Source organism: Corynebacterium wankanglinii (assembly GCF_013601005.1).
Lineage (GTDB): Bacteria > Actinomycetota > Actinomycetes > Mycobacteriales > Mycobacteriaceae > Corynebacterium > Corynebacterium wankanglinii.
Window position 1 is genome coordinate 175840 of record NZ_JABFED010000004.1, and the last position, 12650, is coordinate 188489.

At 67.9% G+C, this 12650-nt stretch carries 12 protein-coding genes; 5 read left to right on the plus strand and 7 right to left on the minus strand.

The annotated features are described in order from the left end of the window. Positions 1–53: 53 nt before the first annotated feature. A complete protein-coding gene (locus tag HMA55_RS07280; RefSeq protein ID WP_257802457.1) occupies positions 54–2033 on the plus strand; it encodes a bifunctional metallophosphatase/5'-nucleotidase in 1980 nt (659 codons plus the stop codon). Positions 2034–2061: 28 nt separating this feature from the next. On the opposite strand, the gene HMA55_RS07285 is transcribed toward HMA55_RS07280, so the two are convergent. Further along, entirely contained in the window at positions 2062–2769 is a 708-nt protein-coding gene (locus HMA55_RS07285) for an SCO1664 family protein (RefSeq protein ID WP_181192399.1), read from the minus strand. Further along, positions 2766–3314: a histidine phosphatase family protein gene (locus tag HMA55_RS11305; protein ID WP_235961839.1), complete on the minus strand. Its 549-nt coding sequence runs from the start codon at positions 3312–3314 to the stop codon at positions 2766–2768. The genes HMA55_RS07285 and HMA55_RS11305 overlap by 4 nt, the downstream gene beginning before the upstream one ends. Before the next feature lie 41 nt (positions 3315–3355). Between HMA55_RS11305 and HMA55_RS07295 the strand changes: the two genes are divergently transcribed. Together HMA55_RS07295 and HMA55_RS07300 are read left to right on the plus strand one after the other, a co-directional pair. Then, complete coding sequence (locus HMA55_RS07295) at positions 3356–4741, plus strand: magnesium chelatase (RefSeq protein WP_181192401.1); 1386 nt, start codon at positions 3356–3358, stop codon at positions 4739–4741. Next, a complete protein-coding gene (locus tag HMA55_RS07300) occupies positions 4734–6686 on the plus strand; it encodes a vWA domain-containing protein (RefSeq protein WP_181192402.1) in 1953 nt (650 codons plus the stop codon). The genes HMA55_RS07295 and HMA55_RS07300 overlap by 8 nt, the downstream gene beginning before the upstream one ends. A 16-nt stretch (positions 6687–6702) precedes the next feature. Here HMA55_RS07300 and HMA55_RS07305 read toward each other — a convergent pair whose 3' ends face one another. Then, positions 6703–7548 (minus strand): trypsin-like serine protease, encoded by an 846-nt coding sequence (locus HMA55_RS07305; RefSeq protein ID WP_181192403.1) that lies wholly within the window; start codon positions 7546–7548, stop codon positions 6703–6705. Further along, the gene (locus tag HMA55_RS07310) at positions 7545–8369 is read right to left on the minus strand and encodes a DUF418 domain-containing protein (RefSeq protein WP_181192404.1); all 825 of its coding nucleotides are present in this window, start codon (positions 8367–8369) and stop codon (positions 7545–7547) included. Before HMA55_RS07310 ends, HMA55_RS07305 begins: the two co-directional genes overlap by 4 nt. Before the next feature lie 88 nt (positions 8370–8457). Between HMA55_RS07310 and HMA55_RS07315 the strand changes: the two genes are divergently transcribed. Next, positions 8458–9132, plus strand: coding sequence for a response regulator transcription factor (locus tag HMA55_RS07315; RefSeq protein WP_181192405.1), 675 nt, complete (start codon positions 8458–8460; stop codon positions 9130–9132). Continuing rightward, a complete protein-coding gene (locus HMA55_RS07320) occupies positions 9129–10166 on the plus strand; it encodes a sensor histidine kinase (protein ID WP_181192406.1) in 1038 nt (345 codons plus the stop codon). The genes HMA55_RS07315 and HMA55_RS07320 overlap by 4 nt, the downstream gene beginning before the upstream one ends. On the opposite strand, the gene HMA55_RS07325 is transcribed toward HMA55_RS07320, so the two are convergent. From HMA55_RS07325 to HMA55_RS07335, 3 genes are all read right to left on the minus strand, one after another. Further along, positions 10149–11249 (minus strand): Dyp-type peroxidase, encoded by a 1101-nt coding sequence (locus tag HMA55_RS07325; RefSeq protein WP_181192407.1) that lies wholly within the window; start codon positions 11247–11249, stop codon positions 10149–10151. The genes HMA55_RS07320 and HMA55_RS07325 overlap by 18 nt on opposite strands. Before the next feature lie 16 nt (positions 11250–11265). Continuing rightward, positions 11266–11706 carry a GNAT family N-acetyltransferase gene (locus tag HMA55_RS07330; RefSeq protein ID WP_181192408.1) on the minus strand — a complete coding sequence of 147 codons (441 nt, stop codon included), beginning with the start codon at positions 11704–11706 and terminating at the stop codon, positions 11266–11268. 103 nt (positions 11707–11809) lie between these two features. Then, a complete protein-coding gene (locus HMA55_RS07335) occupies positions 11810–12637 on the minus strand; it encodes a CPBP family intramembrane glutamic endopeptidase (protein WP_181192409.1) in 828 nt (275 codons plus the stop codon). Positions 12638–12650 lie beyond the last annotated feature (13 nt).

A 12650-nucleotide genomic window follows, 5' to 3' on the forward strand; every position in this document is an offset into this window, starting at 1 on the left:
CAAAACGGCCATTCTAAGGTTGCTCTCACATACCCCCCACAGAAAGGCCCGCCGTGTCCGCCCGCATCCGCCTGATCTCCGCCACCACCGCCATCGCCCTCGCGGCCGCCGCCGCCCCCGCGTCGATGGCGGCGGAGACCTCCGAGTTCACCATCTCCAACATCACCGACTTCCACGGCTACTGGGAGGAGACCAAGCGGGTGCCGGGCGCCGCCCACCTCAAGTGCGCCCTAGACAACGCCGCTGAGGGCAAGACCCACATCTTCACCTCCGCGGGCGACAACATCGGCGCCTCCCCCTTCGCCTCCAAGCTGCTCAACGACGCACCCACCCTAGAAATCCTGAACCTGATGAACCTCCAGGTCTCCGCGCTGGGCAACCACGAGCTGGATGAAGGCGCCGAGGAGTTTTCCACCAACGTGACGAAGGCCGCGAAGTTCGACTATCTCGCCGCCAACGCTGAAAGCGTGGCGAACACCAAGGACTACGTGGTCAAGGACTTAGACGGCGCGAAGGTGGCGTTTGTCGGCACCGTCACCGACGACATGCCGAACCTGGTCAACCCGAAGTCCATCGAGGGCATCACCTGGAACAACCCGGTGGAAACCACCAACAAGCTCGCAGACAAACTGAAGAAGGACGGCGAGGCGGACGTGGTGGTCGCCCTCGTGCACGAAGGCGGCATCAAGGCCGAGGAGTTCTCCGACGCCGTCGACGTAGCGTTCCTCGGCCACTCGCACCAGGTCATCGCCCCCGCCGGCGAGAAGCCGCTGCTTATCCAGGCCGGCTTCTACGGCAACACCCTCGCCAACGTGGACTTCAGCTTCGACCGCGCCACCAAGAAACTGACCGTGAGAAACACGGAACTCCTCGACGCCGACGCCATCCGCGCCTGCGACACCCCGCAGCCGGAGATCGACGCTGTGGTCAAGGACGCGCTGGAGAAGGCGGGCGCCGAGGGCAAGAAGGTCATCGGCCACGCGGGCGAAGACCTGTACAAGGCTGGCGACAAGGAGTCCCAGCTGAACAACTACATCGCCGAGGCGACGCGTCGGGGCGTGTCCAACAATTCGTCGGTCACCGCCGACATCGGCGTGATGAACGCCGGCGGCGTCCGCGCCGAGATCGAGTCCGGCGACGTGACGTACGAGCAGGCGTTTTCCGTGCAGCCCTTCGGCGGCGAGAACACCTACGTCGAGCTGAAGGGCTCCGACGTCGTGGCCGCGCTGGAGGAGCAGTGGCGCGACGACCCGGAGCGCCCCATGTTCCCGCTGGGCATCTCCGATAATGTCACCTACACCTACGACCCGAAGGCGCCGGTTGGCTCGAAGATCACTTCCGTGACCGTCGACGGCGTCCCGATCGACCCCGACAAAACCTATGTTGTGGCCGGCTCCACCTTCCTGCTCGGCGGCGGCGACAAGTTCAAGGCGTTCACCCGCGGCACCGCCCCGGCGAACCTGGGGTACGTGGACCTCAACGCGCTCGTCGAGGCGCTTAGCGCCGGCCAGAAGCCACGCCGCAGCCAGTCCAACGTCGGCGTGCACCTCACCGCACCCCTCAAGGCGGGCGAGGAGGCGACCATCGAGCTAAGTTCTCTGCTCTTCGACCGGGGCGAGTCCGCCACCACCGTCACCGCAACGCTTGGCGACGCTCAAGCCGACGCCCCCATCTCCCCCGACACCGCGGGCCTGACCGCTAACGAGTACGGCACCGCCACCGTGAAACTCACCGTCCCCGCCGACCTGTCCGGCACCCAAGAGCTGCGCATCACCACCGACGCCGGCACCGAAGCCACCGTCCCGGTCGAAGTGGCCCCCGCTGCGGAGCCCGAGCCAAGCGAGCCGAAGCCCGAAAATCCGGCCGCGCCGAACGAGCCGAAGCCCGCCCCCGCCGCGAACGGCTCGAGCACGGGCGGCCTCGCCTGGATCATTCCGGTGGCCATCGCCGGCGTGTTCGGCTTGGCCAACCTGCTCGCGCTGCTGTTCCCGTTTGCGGTGGACGGGGTGCTGGGGCCCGTGGCCAAGCTATAACCGTGCGGGAACGCAGCCGCCGCAAGCACTAGACCAGCGGCCAGGGAAACTGGTAGTGCGAGCGGGGCTCCGGCAGCCACGGCAGCCGCACGATCCGCGAGGCCCGCGCGCGCAACGCGGCAACCTCCGGCTCCGTAAGCAACGCCGCGACGCCGCCCGGCACCGCATCCACGAGGGGCTCCACCCTGTCAACGAGCTCCGCACCGACCGCCTCATGGGCAAAATCCCAGATCACGGTGCGTAGCTTCGGGTCCTGGTGGAAGCACAGCCCGTGGTCGATGCCCCAGACGTGCTCCGGGCCGGAAGGGCCCTCGCCAAGCACAACGTGCCCGGACTTGCGGTCCGTGTTGTTGACCAGCAGGTCGAATACGGCTAGGCGGAGGAATTGGGGGTGCAGGTCGGGGCGGGTTTCCATCAGCGGGAAGTAGTGAGAGCCGTCGTTGTCGATGTAGCGCTGCAGCGACCCGATCCCGAACGGCTCCACGGAGCGCACCACAGTGGGCGGGACGACCGACCAACCCAGCCACTGACTGAGCAGGTAGGCGGCGCGCTCCCGACGCCACAGGCCGGGCTCGAAGTCGTGGAGCGGCTGCTCGCCGGCCTCGGGTTTGAAGATGGCCCAGCAAGAATCGTCGTCGGCCAAAACCTCCACGAGGAACGCGGCGTTTGAGGATTCGGCCAGCTGGCCCAGCACGCGGACCTCGCCGCGATCGAGCACATCTTCCTGGTGCTTCACAACTCGATCCTCGTCACCGAGCCGGGCGCCGCCTTCGCCTGCTGGAACGCATCCAGAGGTTTTCCGGCGAAGTGCGTCAGCGCCGCCTTGATGGGGTCTGCGTGGGAGAAGCACACCACCGTTTGGCCCGGGTGGCGCCGCGCGATCCCCTCCAACGCGAGCACCACCCGGGCCTGCATTTCGGCGAAGGACTCCCCGCCCGGGAACCGGAACTGCGAGGGGCGCTTTTGCACCACCTGCCACTCGGGCAGCCTGGAGAGCTCCTGCAACGATGCGCCGGTCCAGGATCCGAAGTCGGCTTCCAGGATGCCGTCGCAAAGCATGGGCTCCAGCCCGAACTTCTCGCACAGAGGCGCGGCGGTCTCGCGGGTGCGCTCGAGCGGCGAGCAGTAGACCGCGTCTACGCGAGCGAATTGCGACGCAACCTGCCGGGCCTGTTCACAGCCGCGCTCGGACAGGTGCAGCCCCGGGGCACGGCCGGGCAGGATCTTGCCGGTCGTCGGCGTTTCGCCGTGACGGACGAGGTAGATGGCGGCTTGAACCATGCGGGCCATCCTACGTGCCCGCCACGCGTACCCTGGCGGCCATGACTCACGCCCCTGCAATTGCCACCCTCGGCGAGCTCAAGGCCGCCGGCTACGAATACAAGACGGTCCGCGAGGAGCTGCGCGACAACCTCCTGGCCAAGTTGAAAGCGGGCGAGAACCCATGGCCCGGCCTCCACGGCCTCGAGCACACCGTGCTGCCCCAAGTCGAGCGGGCCATCATCGCCGGCCACGACATCGTCCTGCTCGGCGAGCGCGGCCAGGGCAAAACCCGCCTGCTACGCACGCTGCCTCTGCTTCTCGACGACTTCGTGCCCGCCGTCGCAGGCTCGGAGCTGCGCGAGCACCCCCTGCACCCCATCCTCGATGCGACGAAACGCCGCATCGACGAAGAAGGCGACACCCTGCCCATCACCTGGATCCCGCGCGATGCCCGCTACTCGGAGAAGCTGGCCACCCCGGACACCTCGGTGGCGGACCTCATCGGCGACGTGGACCCGATGCGCGTGGCTGAGGGCCGCCGCCTGGGCGACCCGGAGACCATCCACTACGGGCTGATTCCCCGCTCGAACCGCGGCATCGTGGCCATCAACGAGCTGCCGGACCTGGCCGAGCGCATCCAGGTGGCCATGCTCAACGTCATGGAGGAGGCGGACATCCAAATCCGTGGCTACATGCTGCGCCTGCCCCTTGATGTGCTCGTGGTGGCGTCCGCGAACCCGGAGGATTACACGAACCGCGGGCGCATCATCACCCCGCTCAAGGACCGCTTCGGCGCGGAAGTGCGCACCCACTACCCCGTCGAGCTGGACGACGAGATCAGCGTAATCCGTCAAGAGTCCCAGCTCACCGCCGAGGTACCGGACGTGATCATGGAGATCTTGGCCCGCTTCACCAGAGCCCTGCGCGAGTCCGACGCGGTGAACCAGCGCGCCGGCGTGTCCGCCCGCTTCGCCATCGCCGGCGCCGAAACCGCCGCCGCTGCCGCCGCCCGCCGCGCCGCCGTGCGCGGCGAGGATCACGCGGTTGCCCGCCTGGTCGACGTGGAGGCAGCGGTGGACGTGCTGGGCGGCAAGGTCGAATTCGAGCACGGCGAGGAGGGCCGCGAGTGGGACATTCTGGAGTATCTCCTGCGCAACGCGGTCGCTCACTCCGTCCGCAGCCGAATCAAAGGGCTCGACTTCTCCCCGCTGATCGAGGTGCTGGACGGCACCACCACCATCACCGACGGCGCGAACGTCACCGCCAGAGAGTTCCTGGATGGCCTGCCCCCGCTCGAGGCCCCGCTCTATGACGACATCGCCCGCGCCTTCGGCGCTGACAGCGAGGGAGAGCGCGCCGCCGCAATCGAGCTGGCGGTCGAGGCGCTCTACCTCACCCAGAAGATTTCCAAGGACTCCGGAGAGGGCGAAACCATCTATGGTTAAACCCCGCTACCAGCACTATCGGAAATACACCCCGGGGCCTGACCCGCTTGCGCCCCCGCCGGATCTGTCCAAGGCGGTGCGCGCCATCGCGGACGACGTGATGTTCGGCTACTCCGCCGAGCAGGCGTTGCGCGAGTACCTGCGCAGGGGCACTGAGGGTTCCGAGGGATACGACCAGCTCGCCGCCCGCATTGCCGAGCGACGCCAGGAGCTGCTGCAGAAGGGCAACTTGCAGGGCACGCTGAACGAGGTGCGCAAGCTTCTCGACGCCGCGGTGCTCGCCGAGCGCGGCCAACTCGCACGCGACGTGGACATGGATGACCTGGACCGATCCATGCGGGAGATGACGCTGGAAAACCTGCCCAACTCCCCCGCCGCGGCGGTGACAGAACTGGGCGACTACGACTGGGCGTCGAACGAGGCGCGCGAGAAATACGACCAGATCCGGGACCTCATCGGGCGTGAGCTTTTGGACCAGCGCTTCGACGGCATGAAGAACCTGCTGGAAAACGCCACCGACGCCGACCGCGCCGCCGTGGCCGAGATGCTGCGCGATTTGAACGTGCTGCTTGGCAAACACCGCGCGGGCATGGCCACCGACGAGGATTTCCAACAGTTCATGTCGAAGCACGGCGACCAGTTCCCGGAAAACCCGCAGAGCATCGACGAGCTGGTGGAGTTGCTCGCCCAGCGCTCGGCGGCTGCCCAGCGCCTGCTCAATTCCATGACGCCGGAGCAGCGCGCCGAGCTCATGGCGCTGTCCGCCCAGGCCTTCGGCTCGGAGGAGCTGATGAACCTCATGGGCGAGCTGGACGCGAACCTGCGCGGGATCCGCCCGGACCTGGACTGGTACGGGTCCGAACCCTTCGAAGGTGACGGCGACGGCATGGGCCTGGGCGAGGCCACCCGCGCCATGCGCGACCTGGGCCGACTGGACGAGCTCGCGGAGGCGATGAACGCCGCCCGGCCCGATCTAGACCTCGACGAAGTTGCCGACCTGTTGGGCAAGGAGGCGGCCACCAGCGCGAAGACGCTGCGCGACCTGGAAAAAGCACTCCGGGAATCGGGCTTGCTGAACAAGGGCGAGCAGGGCAACCTGCAGCTGTCGCCCAAGGCGATGCGGATGCTGGGCAAGGAGCTGCTACGCGACGTCTCCACGCACCTGGCCTCCCCCGGCAGGCGCGATTCCCGCCTCGCGGGCCACACCGGCGAGCCCACCGGCAGCACCCGCCCGTGGGAGTTCGGGGACACCGCTGCCTGGGACACCACCCGCACCATCACCAACGCGATCCAGAGGAATGCAGCGCGTGGGGAGGCCGGAGGAACGTCGATAGCCATCCAGCTCAGCGACATTGAGGTGGTGGAAACCGAATCCCGCACGAGAAACGCGGTGGCGCTGTTGGTGGATACCAGTTTCTCCATGGCGATGGAGGGGCGTTGGGCGCCGATGAAGCAGACGGCGCTGGCTCTGCACCACCTCATTTCCACGCAGTTCCGGGGCGACGAACTGACGCTGATCGGGTTCGGGCTCTACGCGCAGACGATGACGATAGAGGAGCTCACCGCCCTGCCGCCGATCCAGGAAAAGGGCACCAACCTGCAGCACGCCCTGCTTCTGGCGGATCAGTTCTTCGCGCGTCACGTCAACCACGACCCCACCCTGCTGGTGGTCACGGACGGCGAACCGACCTCCATCATCACCGACTGGGGGCAGCCCTATTTCAACTGGCCCACCGACCGGATCACGCTTGCCAAGACGGTGCAGGCGCTCGACCAGGTGACCAAGCGGGGCGCGAGCCCGACGTTCTTCCGCCTGGGTGACGACCCCGGTCTGGTCAACCTGCTCAACGCGATGGCGAACCGCTCGGGCGGGCGCGTGGTGGCGCCGGACCTGGGCGAGCTTGGCGGCGCCGTCGTCGGCGAGTACCTGCGCGGGTGGTTCTAGCGCAGGCAGGCGCGAGCTACGCGCCTGCCTTGCGCCGGGTGGCCATGAACAACGCTGCCGCCACCAGCGCCAGCGCGCTTAGGCCGAGCGCCGCGTAGCGCACCGACGCGCTCGGCTTAGAGGACGCGGCGGCACCCGCGCCCGGCACGTCGGAGCCCGCCACCACGCCGCGGATCCACTCCACCTGCTCCGCCACCGGCGCCACCGCCACCGCGGCGTTGGAGGTCATCTCCTCCTCGGTGGGGTTTTCCGGGTCCTCGAACAGGCCGGCCGACATGATGCCGGCGACCTTGCCGCCGGCGAGGATGGCGCCGCCGGAGTCGCCGGGCTGAATGCGCGCGCCATGTTTCAGCGCGACGTCGAGGGCGGTGGGTGCGTCGAACAGTGCGAGCGGGGATTCGCCCCGCACCTCGGCCTCAGCGGAAGGCAGGCGGGTGGAGCCGCCGGAGCCGTCGGAGGACCAACCGTAGATGGTCACATCCCCGTCCGGCACCGAATCCGCCACGGAGGCGTACTTGTTCAGTCCCATGTCTTCTTCCGTGTGCAAAAGCGCGATGTCGCCGCGCGGGGCCACCTCGTGGCGGTCTACCTTGTACACCTTCTGGTTGTCGCCCTGGCCGGTGCGCACCGAGCCGCCCGCCTTGGCGGCCGCCTCCACGCAGTGGCGCGCGGTGATCACCCAGTGCGGGTCGATGGCGGTGCCGGTACATACGCCGTCGTCCGGGTCGGAGTCGTCCACGCGCACCGAGACCACGGGCTTCGCCTCCGCGACGTCGCCGGCGAACTGATCGGACTCCATCGCCCACGCGGGCTGCGCCGCCAAAGCAACACCAACTGCAACACAAATCGCCAACTTTTTCATGGTTTTTCCTTTCCTACCGCCGCCACCAGGCGACGGACAACATGTTCCAAAGGACCGCGCTCGAATACCGCAAGCCAGACGTACGCGATCAACGCCGCGCCAAACAGGCTCGGCCACAGCCCCGCCCACTGCGCGGTGAGCACGTGGAGGCAGTACAGCGTGAGCGTCATCCGCCCCAGCGGCGCGAGCCACCTCAGCCAGCGCCCGGCTAAGCAGCACAGGGAGCAGATGCCTATCGACGCCCCTCCGGTACCCACGACATCGACAAGGCCGCCGGTGTGGCCGGAGGCGTCGAGAAGCGCGGGCAGCGGGAACCACCACCGCAGCGCAACGTCGGCGGCGAACAGCGCCGGCCCCACCACCGCGCCGGAGCGCAGCGGCATGTGCCGGGCAAAGAGCATCCCGGCGGCCATGAGCGCCGCCCACATCAGCGGCGGGTAGGGCGAGGCGGAGGGCGCTAGCGCTGCCGATCCGAGCGTGAGTGCCGCGACGAGCCAGGCCAGCCAGGCCGAATCCAGCCTGGGTGTCCAGGCGAGTGCGATCATGCAGACCCCGATCGTGCCCAGCACCACCTCGATGGTCCCGGCGAACGGCACCAGCGCGATGTGCAGTGCAATCAGGCACGCCCCGCGCACCGCAAAGGCCGCCGGGCGGGCGCGCATGAGCTGCATGGACACCCCGGCGAGCAACGCGAAGAGCCCCGCGGGGAAGCCGAAGAGCAGCTGCGCCGCAATCCCGGTGGGTGCGGTGAGGTGGGCGACGATCATGGCGACAAGCGCCACCGCTCGGGCCGCGTCGATGCCTACGATTCTGGTCTGCATGGGCTCGAAGCTAGAAAGCCCCGTGTTGCGCCAGCATTAACGCGCGTGTTTACGCCGCCGCAACATCGCGGCGTTTACCATCGCCACCATGACAATCAGGGTGTTGATCGTGGATGACGAGGCCTTTTTGGCCGACGCCATCGCCACCGGGCTGGCGCGGGCCGGCATGCAAACCCGTGTCGCCTACGACGGCTACGAAGCGCTCGAGCGTATCGACGAGCTGCCGCCCGACGTCGTCGTCTTAGACCGCGACCTGCCCGGGGTGCACGGCGACGTGGTGTGCCGCAGGATTGTGGATTCGCAGCCCGCCACACGGGTGATCATGCTCACCGCCTCGGGCACCCTGGACGACCGCCTCGAGGGCTTCGACCTCGGCGCCGACGACTACCTGGCCAAACCGTTTGAGATGCCGGAGCTGGTCGCGCGCGTGCGGGCCCTGGCCAAGCGCAACGCGCCGGCGCGAGGCGAGGTGTACCGCTGCGGGGACGTGCGCCTGGACACCTTTCGGCGCGAGGTCACCCGCGGCGGCGAGCCGGTGAGCCTGAGCCCGAAGGAGTTCGCAGTGCTCAGGGTGCTCATGGAGGCAGGCGGTGGGGTGATCTCCGCCGAGGACCTGCTCGCGGAGGCGTGGGACGAAAACGCCGACCCTTTCACCAACTCCCCGCGCGTGACGGTGTCCCACCTGCGTAAGAAGCTGGGCGAGCCGCGCATCGTGCACACCGTAACCGGCGCCGGCTACTACGTCGCGGAGGATGCGCGATGAGGCTGAGTCTGCGCGCCCGCATCACGGTGATGTTCGTGGCCACCGTGCTCGGCGTCGGTTTGGCGCTCATCGGGCTGGTGTACGCGTACCTGAAGCTCACCCCGGTGCCGGTGGTGGCGTCGTTTCCCGGAACGGAAGACGGGGTGGTCATCGACGGCGCAGTGCCGGTGGCCGACGAGATCCTCGGCCGCGTCCTCACCGCCTCCCTGGTGGCGCTCGCGCTGCTCACCGCGCTCGCCGGGGTGGTGGGCTGGTTCGTGGCCGGGCTTGTAATCACCCCGCTGCGCTCGATCGCGGATGATGCCCGGGCTGTGACCCGCGGCGACCTTTCCGCCCGCATCGACTACCTCGGCCCACACGATGAAGTCGGCGAGCTGGCCGAGACCCTCAACGCCATGCTCGACGAGCTCGCCGACGCCGTGGAACGCCAGCGCCGCTTCGCCGCCAACGCTTCCCACGAGCTGAAGACCCCGATCGCTACCATCCAGACCGTCGCCGACGTCGCCCTGAGCGGCGAAGACGCAGACCTGCGCCCCGCCGTTACCCAGATCCGCGAGGTCAACGCGCGCAACGCCGCAACCGTGTCCTCGCTCCTGCAGCTGGCCAACGTGCAGGTCCGCGACCGCGACGCCGTCGACTTGGCCGCCCTGTGCCGCGAGGCGGGCGCAGCCCACGGCGTCCCCGTTGACGCCGAGCCGCTCACCGTGGTCGCCTCCCCCACCCTGGTCCGCCAGGCCGTGGACAACCTGGTGCGCAACGCCGTCGTCCACGGCGCGCCCGGCACCGCCAACCTCGCGTTGCGGCGCACCCCCGGCAGCGCCGAAATCACCGTTTCCTCCGGCGGCGACGTGTTGGACCCGGTCGAGGTGGCCACCTGGACCGAGCCATTTACCCGGGCCCGCCGGACCGCCGGAGCGGGACACGGGCTCGGCCTCGCGCTGGTGAAAGCCGTTGCAAAGGCCCACGGCGGCTCACTGCAGTTGGCGGCGCGGACCGAAGGTGGGCTCGTCGTCAGGCTACTGCTGCCCGCGTAGCGCCTCGTCGTAACGCGCCTTCGCGGCCGCGACGTCCTCGGCGTTGTGGGAGGTGGGCACGTCCGCGCGGTCCGGGAAGACGGCCTTGCCCTGCGGCAGGTTGATCGCAGGCTGGTTCGGCTCCCCGCCGCCCTCGGAACGCAGGTGCTCGTGGGCGTAGTCGGCGCAGTGGTCCAAAAACACACGCGGCGGGGCGAAGAAGTTGCAGCCCGTCAGCGCCTCGGAGAAGTCCAGGATGCGGTCGTAGTTGCCCTCCGGCTCCCCGATGAACATGCGCCGCAGCATCACCTCGGTCACGCGCGGGTCGCGGGCGTAGCTCATGAAGAAGGTGCCCTGCTTGCCCAGCGCGTCACCGAACGAGAGATTGTTGCGCACGATCTCCAGGCCGTTGCCGTCCTCGTCCTCGACTTGGTTGACGGCAACGTGGCTGTTCGGTGCCTTGTTGTCCAGCTCCAAGTCGGAGTGCTTGGTGCGGCCGATGACCTCCTGCTGCTCCTCAACCGTCATCTCGTTCCAGGACTTCAGGTTGTGGACGTACTTCTGCTCGACGATGTAGCTGCCACCCTCCCAGATGCCGTCGCGGATGATGGCCACCTCGACACCCTCGCGGCCGCGGGGGCTTTCGGTGCCGTCGACGAAGCCGAGCGGATCGCGGAAGTCCTGGTACTGGAAGGCGTGGACCTCGTCGTAGTAGTCGATGTCGTCCTCCACGATCGCGTTGATGCGGCGCGCCAGCTCGAAGGCGACGTCGTACTGGTCGGCGCGGATGTGGAAGAACACATCGCCCGGGGTGGACGGGGCGTGGTGCTTCGCGCCCTGCAGCTCCACGAACTCGTGCAGGTGCTCCGGCTTATCCAGCGCAAACAGGCGGTCCCACATCTTCGCGCCGATGCCGGCCACCGCGGTCAGGTGCGCCTCCGGGTAGCGGAACCCCACGCCGTTGGTGAGGCTGGACAGGCTAGAAAGCGCCTCCAGCGCCGCCTGCTCCCCGCCCTCCTTGAAGCCGAGGGTGAGAAAAAACGCGTCCTTCGACTGCGGAAGGATCACGGTCTGCGTTATTTCTGCCTGGTTCCTACTCGTCATGAGGGTTAAGTATTCCCTATCCCTGGGCGTCGTGCAGCTCCCTGATGTAGAGCAACATGCGCGAGCCCTGCTCGATGTTGGTAAACCCGTGGCGCTCGTAGAACCGCCGGGCATCGGCATCTACCTCGTCGACGTTGATCTGCATCTCCCCGGCACCCTCGATTTCCTCCAACGCGCGCCGCATCAGGGAGGTGCCGATCCCCTGGTTACGCTGCGCGGGCGCGACGTAGAGCTCCTCCAGCATGGCCACCGGGCCGTCGTAGTACGGGCTGGGCCGCAGCGTGAGGTAGGCGAACCCGACCTCGCCCGCGAGGACCACCATCACGTCCTCGCGCGCAAGCAATGCCGCGAATCTGCGCTCCAGGTTGTCAGGGACCGGGGTGTCGAACTCGGTGTTGAAGTCGCGCAATAGCTTTGCGACGAGCTCCGCATCCCCCACCGTTGCCTTGCGAATCACAGCACCACCCTTTCCAGCCCCGCCGCACCGGGCGCCCCTCGGCGGTGCGGAATTGTTTGGGGTGTGGGCCGAAGGGGCGTCGCAAAGCAACAGTACAACGAGGTCAGGCCGAGGCGGGCAAGTGCGACTGCGGCGTAGCCACGCGCCGCAACACCCCGATGACCACTGCAGTAGCTAGCGCCGACGCTGCAAAACTCGCCACGAGGACAGCGGCCGAGGTAGGCATCCCGAGCGCCTGGATCGAACCAAACGTGTTCCACGCCGCGTGCACCGCGACCGCGACCCAAATGCTGTTGAACGCCCACACCAGCAGCGCGTACAGCAGCGCGTCGAGGAAATAGTGCGCGAATGAGACCGGAGAGCCGTACGCCTGCGGGTGCATTGCAACGAATGGCAGCGCCGCGAGCAGCGCACCGGCGACCGGGCGCTTTGTCCACGCCGTGAACGCCTGAAGAAAGAGACCGCGAAACGCCATTTCTTCCGCGAGCGCGGCAAGCACAATTGCAACCATCTCCACCGGCAAATCGGTGCCGACCCCGCCGAAGACCTGGCCCCAGGACGCGCCGTACCCGAACACGCCGACCGCTCCCATGACAGCCGCGATGACCACGAACGCCAGCGCGTATGCGGCGAGCGGCACCCATGCTTTGGTGCCCGGGCGACCCGAACACACCGACGCCACCGGCCTGCGCCCGACGAACCGCACCGCGAGAATCACCGCCAAGATCTCGACCACGACCGACCCGTAACCGAAGTACTTGTCGGCGGCGCCGCCGGTGGTATCCACCCCCGCCGCCTGCAAAGACAAATCGATGACCGCTACAAACGCGACGGTGAGCACGGCGGCGACGATGATTTCCGCCAGCGGCCTCCACCACGCGTAGTTGGGCTGGTTCCTGGACGCGAAAAAATACTGTCCCGGGTGAGACATTGCGGCGAAAACT

Bases quoted from the DNA above. Each gene is read 5' to 3' on its own strand.
- HMA55_RS11305 (WP_235961839.1), bottom strand. From the start codon at position 3,314: ATGGTTCAAGCCGCCATCTACCTCGTCCGTCACGGCGAAACGCCGACG.
- HMA55_RS07295 (WP_181192401.1), top strand. From the start codon at position 3,356: ATGACTCACGCCCCTGCAATTGCCACCCTCGGCGAGCTCAAGGCCGCC.
- HMA55_RS07300 (WP_181192402.1), top strand. From the start codon at position 4,734: ATGGTTAAACCCCGCTACCAGCACTATCGGAAATACACCCCGGGGCCT.
- HMA55_RS07305 (WP_181192403.1), bottom strand. From the start codon at position 7,548: ATGAAAAAGTTGGCGATTTGTGTTGCAGTTGGTGTTGCTTTGGCGGCG.
- HMA55_RS07310 (WP_181192404.1), bottom strand. From the start codon at position 8,369: ATGCAGACCAGAATCGTAGGCATCGACGCGGCCCGAGCGGTGGCGCTT.
- HMA55_RS07315 (WP_181192405.1), top strand. From the start codon at position 8,458: ATGACAATCAGGGTGTTGATCGTGGATGACGAGGCCTTTTTGGCCGAC.
- HMA55_RS07320 (WP_181192406.1), top strand. From the start codon at position 9,129: ATGAGGCTGAGTCTGCGCGCCCGCATCACGGTGATGTTCGTGGCCACC.
- HMA55_RS07325 (WP_181192407.1), bottom strand. From the start codon at position 11,249: ATGACGAGTAGGAACCAGGCAGAAATAACGCAGACCGTGATCCTTCCG.
- HMA55_RS07335 (WP_181192409.1), bottom strand. From the start codon at position 12,637: ATGTCTCACCCGGGACAGTATTTTTTCGCGTCCAGGAACCAGCCCAAC.